This window comes from Priestia sp. D3YE.R1 (genome assembly GCF_049199565.1).
In the GTDB taxonomy this organism is placed as follows: Bacteria; Bacillota; Bacilli; order Bacillales; family Bacillaceae_H; genus Priestia; species Priestia aryabhattai.
Map to the genome: position 1 here is coordinate 322,771 of NZ_JBLTHW010000003.1, position 15,270 is coordinate 338,040.

The 15,270-nt window shown below is 39.0% G+C and carries 16 protein-coding genes and 1 other RNA gene; 10 read left to right on the plus strand and 7 right to left on the minus strand.

The annotated features are described in order from the left end of the window. Positions 1-3: 3 nt before the first annotated feature. Positions 4-648, plus strand: a complete 645-nt coding sequence (gene thiE / locus ACOZIR_RS19950) for a thiamine phosphate synthase (RefSeq protein WP_045290483.1) — start codon at positions 4-6, stop codon at positions 646-648. A gap of 26 nt (positions 649-674) precedes the next feature. On the opposite strand, the gene ACOZIR_RS19955 is transcribed toward thiE, so the two are convergent. The 4 genes from ACOZIR_RS19955 to ACOZIR_RS19970 form a co-directional block, all read right to left on the minus strand. Further along, entirely contained in the window at positions 675-1,103 is a 429-nt protein-coding gene (locus ACOZIR_RS19955) for a pyridoxamine 5'-phosphate oxidase family protein (RefSeq protein WP_013082985.1), read from the minus strand. A 147-nt stretch (positions 1,104-1,250) separates the two neighbouring features. Continuing rightward, positions 1,251-1,428: non-coding RNA, 6S RNA (gene ssrS / locus ACOZIR_RS19960), on the minus strand. Positions 1,429-1,537: 109 nt separating this feature from the next. Then, entirely contained in the window at positions 1,538-1,993 is a 456-nt protein-coding gene (locus ACOZIR_RS19965; RefSeq protein ID WP_421535767.1) for a hypothetical protein, read from the minus strand. Further along, the gene (locus ACOZIR_RS19970) at positions 1,971-2,159 is read right to left on the minus strand and encodes a hypothetical protein (RefSeq protein WP_421535768.1); all 189 of its coding nucleotides are present in this window, start codon (positions 2,157-2,159) and stop codon (positions 1,971-1,973) included. Before ACOZIR_RS19970 ends, ACOZIR_RS19965 begins: the two co-directional genes overlap by 23 nt. A gap of 152 nt (positions 2,160-2,311) precedes the next feature. On the opposite strand from ACOZIR_RS19970, the gene ACOZIR_RS19975 reads away from it, so the two are divergent. Next, positions 2,312-2,764 carry a helix-turn-helix transcriptional regulator gene (locus ACOZIR_RS19975; protein WP_045290628.1) on the plus strand — a complete coding sequence of 151 codons (453 nt, stop codon included), beginning with the start codon at positions 2,312-2,314 and terminating at the stop codon, positions 2,762-2,764. Positions 2,765-2,796: 32 nt separating this feature from the next. On the opposite strand, the gene ACOZIR_RS19980 is transcribed toward ACOZIR_RS19975, so the two are convergent. Then, positions 2,797-3,987 carry an anti-sigma factor gene (locus ACOZIR_RS19980; protein ID WP_045290479.1) on the minus strand — a complete coding sequence of 397 codons (1,191 nt, stop codon included), beginning with the start codon at positions 3,985-3,987 and terminating at the stop codon, positions 2,797-2,799. Continuing rightward, positions 3,984-4,478 (minus strand): RNA polymerase sigma factor, encoded by a 495-nt coding sequence (locus ACOZIR_RS19985; RefSeq protein ID WP_013056868.1) that lies wholly within the window; start codon positions 4,476-4,478, stop codon positions 3,984-3,986. The genes ACOZIR_RS19980 and ACOZIR_RS19985 overlap by 4 nt, the downstream gene beginning before the upstream one ends. Positions 4,479-4,899: 421 nt before the next feature. On the opposite strand from ACOZIR_RS19985, the gene ACOZIR_RS19990 reads away from it, so the two are divergent. The 4 genes from ACOZIR_RS19990 to ACOZIR_RS20005 all read left to right on the plus strand — a co-directional run bounded on the left by ACOZIR_RS19990 (position 4,900) and on the right by ACOZIR_RS20005 (position 9,115). Beyond that, positions 4,900-5,130: a YkvS family protein gene (locus ACOZIR_RS19990; RefSeq protein WP_013056869.1), complete on the plus strand. Its 231-nt coding sequence runs from the start codon at positions 4,900-4,902 to the stop codon at positions 5,128-5,130. A gap of 156 nt (positions 5,131-5,286) precedes the next feature. Then, entirely contained in the window at positions 5,287-6,177 is an 891-nt protein-coding gene (locus ACOZIR_RS19995) for an ATP-binding protein (protein ID WP_014460283.1), read from the plus strand. Positions 6,178-6,188: 11 nt separating this feature from the next. Then, positions 6,189-8,105, plus strand: coding sequence for a vWA domain-containing protein (locus ACOZIR_RS20000; RefSeq protein ID WP_045290476.1), 1,917 nt, complete (start codon positions 6,189-6,191; stop codon positions 8,103-8,105). A gap of 98 nt (positions 8,106-8,203) precedes the next feature. Continuing rightward, positions 8,204-9,115: an EamA family transporter gene (locus ACOZIR_RS20005; RefSeq protein ID WP_421535769.1), complete on the plus strand. Its 912-nt coding sequence runs from the start codon at positions 8,204-8,206 to the stop codon at positions 9,113-9,115. 36 nt (positions 9,116-9,151) lie between these two features. Here ACOZIR_RS20005 and ACOZIR_RS20010 read toward each other — a convergent pair whose 3' ends face one another. Then, entirely contained in the window at positions 9,152-12,256 is a 3,105-nt protein-coding gene (locus tag ACOZIR_RS20010; protein ID WP_421535770.1) for a glycoside hydrolase family 2 TIM barrel-domain containing protein, read from the minus strand. 138 nt (positions 12,257-12,394) lie between these two features. Between ACOZIR_RS20010 and ACOZIR_RS20015 the strand changes: the two genes are divergently transcribed. From ACOZIR_RS20015 to ACOZIR_RS20030, 4 genes are all read left to right on the plus strand, one after another. Continuing rightward, the gene (locus ACOZIR_RS20015; RefSeq protein WP_340142141.1) at positions 12,395-13,213 is read left to right on the plus strand and encodes an AraC family transcriptional regulator; all 819 of its coding nucleotides are present in this window, start codon (positions 12,395-12,397) and stop codon (positions 13,211-13,213) included. Between the two features lie 146 nt (positions 13,214-13,359). Further along, on the plus strand, positions 13,360-13,836 hold the full coding sequence (locus ACOZIR_RS20020; RefSeq protein WP_045290467.1) for a site-2 protease family protein: 477 nt from the start codon (positions 13,360-13,362) through the stop codon (positions 13,834-13,836). 147 nt (positions 13,837-13,983) lie between these two features. Next, positions 13,984-14,466 (plus strand): GNAT family N-acetyltransferase, encoded by a 483-nt coding sequence (locus ACOZIR_RS20025; protein ID WP_421535771.1) that lies wholly within the window; start codon positions 13,984-13,986, stop codon positions 14,464-14,466. 18 nt (positions 14,467-14,484) lie between these two features. Next, complete coding sequence (locus tag ACOZIR_RS20030; protein ID WP_421535772.1) at positions 14,485-15,270, plus strand: ABC transporter ATP-binding protein; 786 nt, start codon at positions 14,485-14,487, stop codon at positions 15,268-15,270.

Sequence of the window (15,270 nt, forward strand, 5' to 3'; positions counted from 1 at the left end):
AAAATGACAAACGAAGAAATCAAAAAGCTGCTGCAAGTTTATTTTATAATGGGCAGCAATAACTGTACAAAAGATCCGAAAGAAGTGTTGAAAGAAGCAATTGAAGGCGGCGTTACCGTGTTTCAATTCCGTGAAAAAGGCGAAGGTGCCCTAACAGGAGAAGCGAAATATCAGCTGGCGAAGGAACTTCAGCAAATTTGTCAGCAGCACAACGTTCCTTTTGTTGTGAATGATGATCTTGACTTAGCGATCCGTTTACAAGCAGATGGCGTTCATATTGGACAAGAAGATGAAAAAGCTCATATTGTTCGAGAAAAAATAGGAAAAGGAATTGTGGGGGTCTCTGTTCATAATATACAAGAGCTGCAGCAAGCGATAAAAGACGGGGCGGATTATGTAGGAATGGGACCTGTTTTTCCTACTTCTACAAAAAAAGACGTAAAAGCAGTGCAAGGTACAAAATTAATTGAAGAAGTGCGAAAACAGAATATTGACTTTCCAATTGTAGGAATCGGTGGCATCACGCCTGAAAATGCCAAACAAGTAGTAGAAGCAGGTGCAGATGGCGTTTCTATTATTACCGCGATTAGCTTAGCAGCGTCTCCAAAAGAAAAAGCAGCTCAATTGAAAGAAGCGGTAGGAAAATAAAAAAGCGCACAGTGTGCGCTTTTTTATTATAGCTGAACAGTTTGAGGAGTTTCTTCGCCTTCATTCATAAAGCGAATTTCGTTTGGCGTAATTTCCAGAACAACATACTCAGGGTCATTTGGACCGTCAAACCATTCTTTCATGTGATCGTTCCATATACGTCCTTTTAATTGATCGCCAGTACGAAGAACAGCTGTCCCAGATAATTCTAAGTATTGATCGCCATATCCTTCGCCGCTGTAGCCCAATAGTACGTGTACGTTCGGATTGGCTTCGATTTCTTCTGCCTTATGTGTATTGATATTTGTTGGTGTGTAAAGAGCGATACCATCTTCATCGCTGAAAAATGTCATATAGCGAGAGTGGGGTTTGTTGTTTACAACTGTTGCTAATGTTCCTACACGATTTCCTTCTAATACTTCATTTACTTTTTTAGCAATTTTTTGTTCATTCATTTTATCCATCTCCTTTATTACTTTTTATGTTCCTCAATCGAAGATAAATAAAACATACATGTCTAAAAAAAATATAAGTTAACAATAAAATAATTATGTAAACTAATAAATTGAAAAATAAAAAAAGCTAGCTACAGCTAACTAAAAAATAAGCCCGCACTGCCGTAACCCTAAGTGTCTTAAATACCCAGATCTACTAGGTGGGTGCCCTCATAGCCGGGTTTAGCGTCCCAAGAAGGGCGTGCTATCTGCAGCTAAATTTTGAGCTCCCTTTTAACACTCAAAGGTTTAAGACAACATGAGTATACGCACAGCGCAGGTATGTATAACAAATGTAAATAAAATGCCGATATATAAATGTTTTCTAATTAATCAACTTTCATCGTACAAGAAATGATTATAACGGAATAATGAATGGAACGCAAGACTTTTATTTAAAGTTTTTCTTCTCTAATATCTTGGCGGTTATCTAGTAACAAAATAAGAAAAGGGCCGGCAACTGGAATGAAACACAAAAGAGGGTAAGGCCAGGACGCTATTTTTTCTTTTGTCATAACGGAGTAAGAAAGCCACGTTAAAACAAAAAAATCAGCGGTCATCACGCTAACAAGCTGTGACTGCATAAAAGCATCTCCATAAGCTTTTATTGAACCTATAGATAGTCCGTATACGTAACCTGCAATCGTGAGTGCTAAGCATAGTCCAATCCACAAACGAGAAGAAATGATGGCAATGAAACGTGAAGGAATACGCGAATGAGTTCGAACTTTTTGTCCTTTCCAATGATAATAGAACAAAAGAGAAAAAGCTCCAAGCGCAAATGATGAAAGAGAAAAGGGCCATCCAGGCAGTTTGTACGTATCTTTTTTACAGATCATTACCATGAACAATACTGGGAAAAGTCCTAAAAAAAGAGAATACCATAACCACGAGCGGATCTACCTGTTGGAAATTTCCTGTGATAAGGTTTTTAAACAGCAAATCATCAGCGGCGCCTGCTCCCGGAGCTAGCAGCAAGACGTATAGTACAAGCATAGCCCATACAATGATATACATATTCTCAACTCCTTTTAATTGTTTTAGTATACAAAAACCATTTCAGTATATTTCCCGTCTTGTGATGAAGGGAAACGCTTGAAACTCTTCTTAAATTAGGTGTAATATTACACTAAAGAAATGTGCGTGTATGGAAAGAAAGGGCTGTAAAAATGAATAAACAAGAAGTGATTAAATCCGTATCGGATAAAATACGATTAATTCGTTTAGAAAAAAACTATTCACAAGACAGAATGGCTGAAGTCATTGGTATTTCAAAAAAAACACTGGTTCAAATTGAAAAAGGGCGCACGGAAGCAGGGTGGACGACCACTGTTGCAGTATGCGGTTTGTTTCGTGACAGTGAAATCCTTCAATCGGTTTTAGGAGATGTCCCCTTAGAAGTAGTAGAAGTCATTGCTCATAACGGCGTATCTTCTCCAAAAGATAAAACGCTCGGTGGAAGAGTATGGTGGAAAGAGATCCAAAAAGAAGGTTCTTTTCGTCTGCAGCAAAATATGATTAGTCAGCACTATCGTATTTTAGATGACCAAGACTATCGATGGTTTAGTTCATTTGATAAAAGCGAAGCTGTAGAAAGGTTTGAAGAATTAACGAAGAAATAAAATAAAAACAAGCACTTGCTTTCAAGTGCTTGTTACTGATTCATTAACGTGCCGGATGAAGGGCGGTTGAACCAATTCCATAGCTCTACATCTCCAAGTGACGCGTAGGTGATAGACGGATCATTTTTTAATTTCAGAAGCTTTTTGGTAGGTCCTGTAATCACAACGCCGTACACACCGACGCCATGTTTCTTTACATAAGAATATCGCTGCTTTAGCAACAAATCGGAATGGTCTAGCTGACGAACTTTTTGGACCGTTTCTTCATTATCGGCTAATAGTTTCATCATATTTAAAACGTTCGACTTGCTAGTAGAGTGCGTTTGATTTCCTTTGTGCTCGTAAGGCAAGTCTAAAAACTCTGGAAAGCCAAATGTTGATGTTAAGTCAATTAATGGCTCATTTTTTGTGCTTGTTTTTTGTTCGTTCCCTGTATTAAGCGCGTACCAAGAGGTAGAAAAATCACGGCTGTCGATGGCGTTCATTTTTTGCTGAACTTCTTTTAGCGAATACGTATCATCAAAAGAAATAGCCACTTCGCTTACCGTTCCTTTTGGCAGGTTTTCTAATGCATTCCATGTTTCATTCGTCCATTCCTTATACTCTTGTGCATGCTGCTTTAGTTTTTTGGGATCAGGATAGACAAAGGAAAGGTTAAGATCGTATTTACCGCCGGAAAATTCTTTTTCTACACCGCTCGTTTTATCAAACAGCTGATGAAATGTAAACGTCCCAATGGCCTGCTCTTCACGTCCAATTTGCTTATAAGCTTCCATTTTCGACTGCATTCGGAAAAAGGACTGTGTATCAGAAGTGGTTTCACGTATATGAACGTTCGGAAAAGCAGATTCGATAGCCGCTTGATTGACGCTGTTTATGTATTCGGTTTTTGATTGATGATAATATACAATGGATAAAAAGCTGCCGACAATCCATAGCAGAACGACAGAGCTAATGACAGTTGTCACATTTGAAAGACGCTGCTTCCATTTGGCCATATAGATGGACTTTTTAACTTTTTTATTATCCAACATCGTATCGTCACTTAGTGAAGTAGCTGATGGAGTTGGCGATAACGGTTCATCTTCGGTTAACAAGTGCTCTAAATGAGCTGAGCATGCTTCACAATTTTCCGTATGTTGTTCAAGTGTTTCTGCTTCTTTGTCTGTCAAAGTGCCGTTTTTATATTTTTCCCATTGATGCTTCATATCTTGACAGCTCATCCGTCCTCTTCCTTTCTTTTTTTCAATTGTTGACGACCACGATACAAGTCCATTTTCACTTTTGACAGAGTAAAGCCAGTCATTTCTGCAATCTCTTCATATGTGAAGCCATGATAATCTCGTAACAGTACAATATTCTGCTTAGCCGGAGGCAAAGCAGATACATCAGAAAGCCAGCCGTCGATTTCACTTTGAATCATCACTTGTTCTTCAGCACTTGGCTGAGGAGTAAAGTGCCATTCTTCTATTTCGACAGTAGGGCGTTTTTTTTCTTTTCGATACCAGTCAATAAAGGCGTGATAAGCAATTTTGAACAGCCAAGGCTTCACTTCCTCGCCTTTATACGTTTCTAAGTGTAAAAGTGCCCGGTAAAAGGTCTCCTGCATTAAATCTTCCGCTGATTCTTTTCTGCGAGTAAGAGAGAGAAGATAGCGCAGCAAATCATGCATGTGCTGTTTATAAATGTGTTCAAAGTTATGCTGTTGTGCCATTTTCTCCCCCTTTCATTTAATCAACGCAATTTGTGGATAAAAGTTTCGGTTTTTTTATCAAAAATCGTATGTAATAGATAAAAGATGCTTAAAATACGATATATAGCTTATCATACTAAAAAGAAAATCATATGAAATTCGACATAATTCCGTGTAATTTGTCATTTTTTTAAAAAACTAAAGGGTAATTGGTGTTCGAAGGAAACAGAAAATGTTATGATAGAACAAGGATGTGCTCTTACAAAAAACAGCTACATACATAATAAAAAATACAGCGTTTGTTTGCAAAATTAAAATGGACAAACACATGGTGTTTAACCATGGATGTTTGTGGGAAAATAAACTAAGTATTTTCAACAAAAAGTAAATTAAATTGTGTTTTCACTTATAAAAAACACGGTAAATTGGAAAAGGTGGGGTCATGATGGACGTAGAAAATACACAAGGTACAGAAGAACAAGCACCTAAAGTCAAAGCAGCTAAAGTTGGCGATACGATTCAGCCTAAAAAAGGCGACTATAAAGGATTTAAAGGAATTGTTATGGTAGTGCGAGACAATTCGGTTATCGTCGATTTTGGGAAAGATGCTGAAACGGGCGAATCCATGAAAACAGTCGTTAATCATAAAAACTATAAAATCGTAAAAAAGTAGGTGAATAACCTACTTTTTTTTACTGAATATATGTTTAAAGGCGGCGATTTTTCTATCGGAAACCTGAGGAAAACGCATAGGTAAAGCAATTCTTTGAGAAGAAGAATGTTTTTTAGTAAACTATAGAAAGTATGCAGAAAGAAAGGATTTTTTGTTATGTCAATTCAATTATCACAATTATCATTACCAAAAGAGGTTCTTTCGCTTTTAGCGAATCGTAAATATGAAAATCTATCTCATGCTGATCAGCTATTAATCGGAAAAGGCGGCTATACAGCAGAAGAAGCAGATATTTTAGAAGATGCCATTATTGCCTTGTCACTAGGGAAAAACGTACTTTTAAAAGGGCCAACAGGTTCAGGTAAAACAAAGCTAGCTGAAACGCTGTCGCATTTATTTTCTCAGCCGATGCATAGCGTTAACTGCTCGGTTGATTTAGATGCAGAAGCGCTGCTTGGCTTTAAAACAATTTCTGAACAAGAAGGTAAAACAGGTATCGAGTTTGTAGAAGGACCTGTTATTCAGGCAATGAAAAAAGGCCATTTATTATATATTGATGAAATTAACATGGCGAAACCTGAAACGCTTCCTATTTTAAACGGGGTACTTGACTACCGGAAAATGATTACAAACCCATTCACTGGAGATGTAGTGCGCGGTCAGCAAACATTCGGCGTAGTAGCGGCTATTAACGAAGGGTACGTTGGGACTGTTCCATTAAACGAAGCATTAAAAAATCGTTTTGTTGTCATTGAAGTGCCATATATTCAAGGGAGCAGCTTAAAGCAAGTTCTAATGTCTCAGTCTCAGTTAAAAGACGAAAAGTTAATTGATAAATTTGTCACGCTCTCTGCAGATTTAATTACTCAAGTTCAAAGCGGCCATGTATCAGAAGAAGCTGCGTCTATTCGTGCGCTTATTGATACGTGTGATTTAGCTCTTTATATGCCGCCTCTTCGCGCGATTAAACGCGGTATTATTGAAAAGCTAGAAGATGAAAGGGAAAAAGCCGCCATTCAAAATATTGCTGAAACATTATTTGAGTAAGGAGTGGCGCTATGCGATTTATTAAATTTAACGACAAAAATGTAGATTCCTTTCTCTATATGGAGCTGGCAGATTTAACGAAAACATTAACAAAAAATGATGAAATTGAAGTAGAGTATCGTGTTTCTTCTTATTATGACCCTGTACACGGCATTATTTATCTCAGTCACTTTTGGGATAACCGTCCAGAAGAAGACAAAGTACACGGTTTAAAAAGTGATGTATTTTTAAGGAGTATTGGAAGCTATAAGCATTCAAACTTCAAAGAAATTAATGCATATTTAAAGAAAATAAATAAAACGTCGGTACCTAGCTTAGCTAAGCAGCTGTTTATGCTGTTTGAAGATATTCGTTTAGAAGAAGTATGCAAACGCGAACGTCCTGGAACGAAAAAAGCCTTCGCAGTCAGAAGAAATCTCTACAGAAAATATTTTGCTACACAAATGAGCGCAAATTTAACAAAAAGCGTGTATACGGATGCACTTTTTAACGGCATCTACTTGCTATTGACGGCTGAAAATCCGTTTGAAGAGATTCCTTCAATGAGTGAATCGATTAACTTAGCGATGCCTTTTATTCGCAGACAGCTAACAAATGTATATGAAGCTAAAACGACAAAAGATGTGTCTCGCATCTGCCTTGAACTTGTAGATATTTTTGATGATATTATCGAAAAAGATATGCTTAATACTTATTTCTTTTTGGCTGAACTCCAGTATGATCAGTTAGAAGAAGGGTTAACCTTTGAAGATTTAAAACGCAAAGATTCATTAGTTAACGATGATATTTTAGAGCATGAAAAAGACGGAGATGAAGACATTCACGAAGAGAAAATGGAAATGTGGCATCGAGAGACAAGCGAAGCGACGCAAAGTTTTCTGCAGTTTGATATGGATCAAGGTTCAAAAACAGATATGCTAGGCGATGGTGTTCGTGAAGGCGACGATGGAGATCAAGCAATGGGAATGGTGCAAGGATCTTCTCAAAAAACATCGAGGAACGATTACTCTCAAATCGAAGCCATGGAGCAAACGCATCCGGAAAAAGACGGAGAAGCAGATTATGAGTATGGGAAAGAAAATAAGCATGCCTATGCTGTTTTTATAGATTCTAAACTTCCGAACGAAGATCATGTTGTTCAGTATGATGAGAATAAAAAAATCATTGCATCGTATCAAAAGAAATTAAAGCAAATGATTGAAAAAACGCTTGAACATAAAAAAACGCTTCCTAGAAGCGAGCTGCACTTTGGCCGATTAAATAAAAAACTTCTAAAACTATGGACGGATGATAATCCTCGTTTGTTTTATAAAAAAGATGAAGATTCTGCACAAATTGATGCTGTCTTCTCTCTTTTAGTTGACTGTTCCGCATCGATGTACGACAAAATGGATGAAACGAAGCTCGGAATTACGCTATTTCATGAAGCATTAAAATCTGTTATGGTGCCTCATCAAATTGTAGGATTTTGGGAAGATACAAATGATGCTACCGAAACAAGCCAGCCTAACTACCTGCAGACGGTTATGGACTTTCAAGCATCATTAAAGCGTAAAAGCGGTCCTGAAATTATGCAGCTTGAGCCTGAAGAAGATAACCGTGATGGATTTGCCATTCGCCATATGACACGTCGCTTGCTTCAGCGTTCTGAGCAGCAGAAGTTTTTACTTGTGTTTTCAGACGGGGAACCAGCGGCTATGGGATATGAACAAAATGGTATTGTAGATACGCACGAAGCGGTATTAGAAGCACGAAAACATGGAATTGAAGTCATCAACGTCTTTTTATCGAACGGTGAAATTGATGAAGGACAAAAGAAAACCATTCAAAATATGTACGGGAAATATAGTATTCTAGTACCAAACATCGAAGAACTTCCCGATGTGCTATTTCCTTTACTCAAGAAATTACTTCACAAAAGTATTTAAAAAAGTCGAAGCATATTGCTTCGACTTTTTTTGCTATTGACCGTTAAAGAGGAGAGAGGTAAGTTAAATATATATGAAAAAGAGAGAAGGAATGGCAAGTGGAAGGAGTTCAAACATCATCTAAAAGAGCATGGGGGCTGCTGCTTGTAATCATTGGCGCTACGATGTGGGGGGTATCTGGCACGGTAGCACAATATTTATTTCAGCATAAAGGTTTTAACGCAGAGTGGCTGGTCGTCGTCCGTATGCTAGTATCCGGATTGCTGCTTTTGGCAATAGCCTCTAAGCAGCGCAATATTTTTGCGATTTGGAAAACAAAAGAAGAGAGGACTTCGCTGCTTTTGTTTGGTGTAATCGGTATGCTCGGCGTACAGTATACATATTTTGCAGCTATTGAAGCAGGAAACGCTGCTACAGCTACAATACTTCAATATACGTCGCCAATATTTATTATTGGCTATTTAGCCCTGCAAGCAAGAAAGTGGCCGGTGAAGGTAGAAATGATTTCTGTTGCGCTCGTCATAACGGGGACATTTTTTCTTGCAACAAGCGGAAATTTTAACGAGCTGTCTATTACAGGATGGGCGTTGTTTTGGGGGATTGGGGCAGCTGTGACGTCTGCTTTTTATACGATTCAGCCTAAACGCCTTCTTGCGAAATGGAGCTCAGTTGAAGTAGTAGGCTGGGGAATGGTAATAGGCGGTGTAAGTTTTTCATTTATTCATCCGCCGTGGCATATAGCTGGTGAGTGGTCGTTATTGTCGCTGTGTGCGGTGCTATTTGTGATTATCTTCGGAACGCTCATTGCATTTTATTGCTATTTGGAAAGCTTGAAGCATATTAGCGCTTCTGAAGCTATTGTTCTTGCGTCAGCAGAGCCTTTATCAGCGGCGGCGCTCTCTGTTCTATGGCTTCATGTGACCTTTGGGTGGACAGAGTGGTTAGGTACAATTCTTATTATCGCTACGGTATTTTTGCTTTCTCAGCGAAAGCCGGAGGTGACATCATAAGTAAAAAGGACTTTCAAATGAAAGTCCTTTTTACTTTTATAGAGGTTTTAGCGTAAACGTGTTTGTATACGAGCGGTTGGCATACAGTGTGTAATCAGGATGTGTTTTAGCTCCCCAGCTGTCGTCTCCGCCAACGCCCATTTGCTTGTAGTTAACCCGCACGGTTACTGAATCGCTTGACGGCAATTTGTAAAAATGATCGTAAGCCTCCAGTTCAAAAGGTGAGTAAGGTAAAGCGTTCAGCTCGACTGTTGGCAAACCTTTTAGTAAAAAGCCGCGTCCTTGATCGTTTGTAATAGTTGCCCATCTAACGTCCGTTTTGTTTCCGCATTCTTGAGGGCGTAAATACGGTGTAACTTGCTCTTTTACACTGCCATTATGAAGGCCAAGCTTAGCGCCAGTTTTACGATCCCAATAATTTTCATGAGGGCCTCTGCCGTACCATGTTAAAGAATCAAAAGCCGCATCCATCGTAAACAGCATGCCGATTTCAGGGATTTCAGGCATTGTCTGAGAAGGTGCTAAAGATTGTTCAATCTTCATTTCACCATCGTTATATAGCGTATACGTTACATAGCAAGAAGCAACAGAGTTATCTAAAGCTAGTTCAACCGAAATGATAACAAAGTCAATTTGCGGCTGAACAGTTACTTTTTGCACATGCTGCTCTAAGCTTGCTTGACGCCACGTTTGACATCTTTCATGCAACTTATTTCCAAGGTCATTATCGGTGACTGCACGCCAAAAATTCGGACGGAAACCCGACGCAAGCAGCTCGGTGTGCTCATAGTTGTAAGAGATAAACTGTCCTTTTCGCTTGTCAAAAATAGCCGTGAAGTTAGTTCCTGTAACCGTAAGCGTTTGTTCGTTTTGGTCAACTGATAAAGCAGGATAAGCAGCTTTTACTGAAGGTACAGCGGTTTTGGCAGGCAGCACAAACTGTTCGTACGCCACTTCATATCCAGCTGAAGCCCAAGCTGTATCTTTGGATAATCTGAGAGAAAGAGTCAAAATAAATTCATCAGTTTCGTTTTCCTGCTCGTAAAGAGGATAAGAAAGCGTCAGTTCGTTTGTACTATCAGGAGCTACATTTAAAAGAGACGCATGTTTTTCAAGTAGTTCACCGTTTTTTTCAACCGTCCAAACAAAATCAAAGGCGTTCAAGTTTGTAAACAGGTGTTTGTTTTGAACGGCAAATTTTCCTTTAGAAGCGTCGACTGCTGTCCACTTTACGGGCTGATAGCATTTTTTTACTTCTGCAATTTTGGGGCTAGCTGTCCCATCAGCAAAGATTAAGCCGTTTCCGCAGAAGTTACCGTCGTTAGGCGTATCACCAAAATCTCCGCCGTAAGCTAAGTAAGAAGTACCGTCTTCTGCTGTTGTTTGAAGAGCTTGATCTTTCCAGTCCCATATAAAACCGCCTTGCAAGACTGGATATTGATCGAACAGGTCCCAGTATTTGTACAGATTTCCGCAAGAATTGCCCATAGCATGACTGTATTCACATAAGATGTAAGGTTTTTTTGGATTCATTAATGCATAGCGTTCTACATCTGCTGGCTTAACATACATCGTGCTTTCTATATCAGAAGCATCATAGTCGCGGTGATGGAAGATTCCTTCATAATGAACAAGTCGAGTGGAATCTTTTTCTTTAAAAAAGGTATACATATGCTGAAAATTTTCTCCGCCAAATGATTCATTTCCAAGCGACCAAATAATGATAGAAGGGTGGTTTTTGTCACGTTCGTACATCGAACGACAGCGATCTAATACGTTTTCTTTCCATTCTGGCTTGCTTCCTGGAACGGCTTTTTGCTCACCTTCTTGTAAATAAGTCCACGTTCCGTGCGTTTCTAAATTGGTTTCGTCAATAACATACAGCCCGTATTCATCACATAGTTCATACCATACTGAATCGTTAGGATAATGGGATGTACGCACCGCGTTAATATTATGCTGTTTCATCAGCAAAATATCGTGAATCATGTCTTCGCGTGTGATGCCTGCCCGGCCCTTTACTGAATCAAATTCGTGGCGGTTCACTCCTCGAAGTACAATGCGCTTGCCGTTGATTGTCATAAGGCCATTCTTTAGTTCAAACGTACGGAAGCCAACTTTACAGCTTTCTGTTTCGATAATAGAACCAGCAGAATTCTTTAAGCTGAGTACAAGTGTATACAAATTAGGGCTTTCCGCGCTCCATTTTGCAGGGCTTTTAATGTGCGTACGTAAGGACGCTGTATATTGATCGCTTACACTTACATTTGTTTGCAGCGGAGCTTGTAGTACTTCTTGGCCATTCGCGTCATACAGCATGACTTCAAATGTTAGATCTTGAGTATCGTGCTGAAAGTAATTTAAAATATCAGCTGAAACGCTAAGTTCACCATCTTCGTAGTTGTTATCAAGCGACGAACGAACGCTAAAGTCATAGATGTGAACCGGTGGAGTAGAGTAAAGATACACATCTCGGAAGATGCCGCTCATTCGCCAAAAATCTTGGTCTTCAAGCCAGCTTGCGTCACTCCAGCGATATACTTCTACTGCTATTGTATTTTCACCTTCTTGAAGGTAAGAAGTTATATCAAATTCAGCTGGAGTAAAGCTATCTTCGCTGTATCCAACAAACTCACCGTTAACCCATACGTAAAAAGCAGATTCGACGCCTTGGAAGCTGACGTACACCGGCTGATCTTTCCATTCGGATTTAGGTGTAAAAGTACGGACGTACTGACCGACAGGGTTATATTTAGTCGGTGCAAAAGGAGGTTCGAGGTTTTCGTTTTCAACCCAAGGGTACGTCACGTTTGTATATTGAGGATAATCATATCCTTGCAGCTGCCAGTGTGAAGGAACTGAAATAGAGTCCCATTTCTTATATGAAAATTCAGGAGCGAAAAAGTTTTTGACGCGGCCATCTGCATTTTCAGCAAAATGAAAATACCAGCTGCCATTTAAGCTTTGATAGTAAACAGAAGATTTTCTATCATTTTTTAAAGCCTCTTCGACCGTTTGATAAGGCATAAGTAAAGCGTGTGCTTTTGCACGGTTCAATTGAAAAATTTCAGGGTTGTTATTCCATTCAGGGTATCCGTTTGCAGGTGCTGTATAATGAAATTTCTTGCCGGTTTTTAACATGTCGATCCCTCATTTCTAAAGTACTAGGTTATTAGTTTATATGAAAATGATAACGTTTTCTGAAAACCTTATCAATCTAATTATTTTCATGATAATATAACTATATTCACATAAAAAGGGGGAAGTAATGTGGACCGTATGTACTTTCCGGCTCTTTCAGATGAAGATATGAAACTGCCATTCTATGTTACAAGCGCTGGAAGCTGGAGACACCAAACGCATATTAAGCGTCAGGGAGAGTTTCCTGATTACCAATGGATTCAATGCCTAAAAGGAAGGGGAGAGCTTCGTGTAAACGACGAGGTTTATATTATAAAAGAAAATGAAGGGATGTTTCTGACGCCGCACGTTCCGCACGAATACTATCCCGTTACGAGCGAATGGCAAGTATGCTGGGTTTCTTTTAGCGGAAGTTTGATTGATGATATCATGCTTTCTCTTCAATTTATTAATTCGGGAAAAATCGTCCTTACAAATGCTGAAAGTCTTTACAGGATGCTTCAAGAACTAATGAATCGGTTAGAAGAAAATCATACCTCTAGCACCATGCAGTGCTCTGAACTACTATACAGCGTCATTTTAAAACTTCGCCAAGACAGCGTATATATAGAAAGTAAAAGTCGCCTGCAGCAAATTACTCAGCTAAACCCAGTCCTTCGTTATATCGAGGAATACTATCATCAGCCGTTAACGCTAGAAGTACTGGCGCAGCAGCTCAACGTAACGGAGCAGTATACGTGTTTGCTCTTTCAACAATCTCTTGGCATCCGGCCGTTTGAATACGTAACGCGCGTGCGGATTCAAAAAGCAAAGAAACTGCTGCTTAAAAACAACCAAATCTCCGTACAAGATATAGCAAGACAAGTAGGGTATGAACATCCAAGCTATTTTATCAAGCGCTTCAAAGAACAGGAAAACGTGACGCCAACTGTTTTTCGGAAAATGTATTTTTCATAAGCTACATATATCGGGTTTTATCTAGGTCATAAGACATGATGTGTATGCTGGTTATTTCGTATGAGTTTTAAAAAAGAAATTAAATGTAGTTTTAAGTGAAAACGGGGAGGAAAAGTAGAGAGAAGAAACAAAAAGGAGGGATAAACGTGTTTGGGTTAAATGATCTTCCAAAGTTTGTGTGGTCATTCTGTCTTGTATTGCCACTTGTATCATTTGTTCATCAGCTGGGGCATTCCGTCATGGCAATTATTTTCGGAGGGAAGGTCGATTTTACTATTGGGCGGGGGAAAACGATTCTTAAAATGGGGAAGTTTAAAATTAAGTCAGTCTATTTTCTAGACTCGTTTTGTAAATATGAAAATCTTAAGAACGACAGTCGCTTTTCCCATGCAGTGGTGTATGCGGGCGGCGTACTGTTTAATTTACTTACTATTTTTATAATAAATGGATTCATTATGGCTAATATTCTGCCTGAAGATATATTTTGCTATCAATTTGTTTATTTTTCAGTCTATTATGTTATTTTCTCACTGCTTCCAATTCAATATACAGAGACAACTGCAAGTGATGGACGTGCTATATATAACGTATTACGGTACGGGAAAACGTGTGATCCAGATTAAAGGGCTGTGTGTAGCAGCCTTTTTTTCTGTTTCATTTAAATAAAAAAAGGAAAACTTTACGAAAAGAAAATAGTAGCGGATAATAAAGATATTACGCTATGGAATGGAAGAAAGGAGAGGATTTATACGATTATTGAGACAGAGCGAATGACGCTGCGAGCTATGGCTGAAAGCGATGCAGGCAATTTAATGAAAATATTTGAAGATGCTGAAACCATGAAGTATTATTCTTCTACTAAAAATGAACAGGACACATATCGCTGGATTCAATGGATGAAGCAGCATTATCAAACATACGGCATTAGCATGTGGGTCGCTGAGGATAAACAGGATGGAGAGTTTCTAGGGCAGTGCGGCATGGTTCTTCAAAAAGTAGACGGAAAGGTAGACCCGGAGCTTGGCTATTTATTTTTACGCAGCTGCTGGGGAAAAGGCTATGCGAGTGAAGCAGCAAAAGCTTGCCTACATTACGGACTTAATAAGCTGAAATTTCAGAAGATTATATCATTAATAGATCCTGACAATTTCCCATCGATTAAAGTGGCTGAAAGAATTGGCATGAAAAAAGAAAAGCAAGTTAACAAATGGGATAAATCATTATTTTTTTATAGTATATATAATGAAAAATGAGAGTAAAGGAGTGTTAGCATGATCAACATTAAGAACGTTTCAGTAAAACGAGCAGAAAAAGAAATTTTAAAAAGCGTGTCGTGGTCAGTGGAAAAAGGGGAACATTGGTGTTTGCTTGGATTAAATGGTTCCGGAAAAACGACGCTTTTAAATATCATCAACGGATATATCTGGCCTACAAAAGGGGAAGTAGAAGTTCTTTCAAGGAAATTTGGAGAAACAAATCTGTCTGAGCTGAGAAAAGAAATTGGATGGGTAAGCTCTTCGCTTCAACAGCGGTTTCGAGATGACGATACGGTTGTAGAAATGATTTTAAGCGGAAAATTTGCATCTATTGGGTTATATGAACAAGTGGATCAAAAAGATATGAACCAAGCCATAGAATTAATGCAGCTGCTAAATTGCGAAGATTTACAAAATCAGGCCTACGGAACACTTTCTCAAGGAGAGCGCCAGCGAGTGCTAATTGCCCGAGCTCTTATGGCTTCACCAAAGCTTTTAATACTTGATGAGCCATGTACAGGTCTAGATATAATGGCCCGAGAACAGCTTCTTCAGCTGATTGCAAAAACGGCAGATCAGCCAAAAGCTCCTACGCTTATTTATGTTACTCACCATGTAGAAGAAATTTTGCCTTGCTTTACCCATACGCTTTGTATGCGCCAAGGAGAAGTGTTTTCTTCTGGAAAAACGAAAGACCAGCTCACTGAGCCGCATCTTTCTGAATTTTTTAATCACCCCGTAGAGATTCAGCAGCAGAAGGAACGCACTTGGCTGTCATTAAAAGAACCGGTAAAAAGCTGA

Bases quoted from the DNA above. Each gene is read 5' to 3' on its own strand.
- thiE (WP_045290483.1), top strand. From the start codon at position 4: ATGACAAACGAAGAAATCAAAAAGCTGCTGCAAGTTTATTTTATAATG.
- ACOZIR_RS19955 (WP_013082985.1), bottom strand. From the start codon at position 1,103: ATGAATGAACAAAAAATTGCTAAAAAAGTAAATGAAGTATTAGAAGGA.
- ACOZIR_RS19970 (WP_421535768.1), bottom strand. From the start codon at position 2,159: ATGTATATCATTGTATGGGCTATGCTTGTACTATACGTCTTGCTGCTA.
- ACOZIR_RS19975 (WP_045290628.1), top strand. From the start codon at position 2,312: ATGAATAAACAAGAAGTGATTAAATCCGTATCGGATAAAATACGATTA.
- ACOZIR_RS19980 (WP_045290479.1), bottom strand. From the start codon at position 3,987: ATGAGCTGTCAAGATATGAAGCATCAATGGGAAAAATATAAAAACGGC.
- ACOZIR_RS19985 (WP_013056868.1), bottom strand. From the start codon at position 4,478: ATGGCACAACAGCATAACTTTGAACACATTTATAAACAGCACATGCAT.
- ACOZIR_RS19990 (WP_013056869.1), top strand. From the start codon at position 4,900: ATGATGGACGTAGAAAATACACAAGGTACAGAAGAACAAGCACCTAAA.
- ACOZIR_RS19995 (WP_014460283.1), top strand. From the start codon at position 5,287: ATGTCAATTCAATTATCACAATTATCATTACCAAAAGAGGTTCTTTCG.
- ACOZIR_RS20000 (WP_045290476.1), top strand. From the start codon at position 6,189: ATGCGATTTATTAAATTTAACGACAAAAATGTAGATTCCTTTCTCTAT.
- ACOZIR_RS20010 (WP_421535770.1), bottom strand. From the start codon at position 12,256: ATGTTAAAAACCGGCAAGAAATTTCATTATACAGCACCTGCAAACGGA.
- ACOZIR_RS20015 (WP_340142141.1), top strand. From the start codon at position 12,395: ATGTACTTTCCGGCTCTTTCAGATGAAGATATGAAACTGCCATTCTAT.
- ACOZIR_RS20025 (WP_421535771.1), top strand. From the start codon at position 13,984: ATGACGCTGCGAGCTATGGCTGAAAGCGATGCAGGCAATTTAATGAAA.
- ACOZIR_RS20030 (WP_421535772.1), top strand. From the start codon at position 14,485: ATGATCAACATTAAGAACGTTTCAGTAAAACGAGCAGAAAAAGAAATT.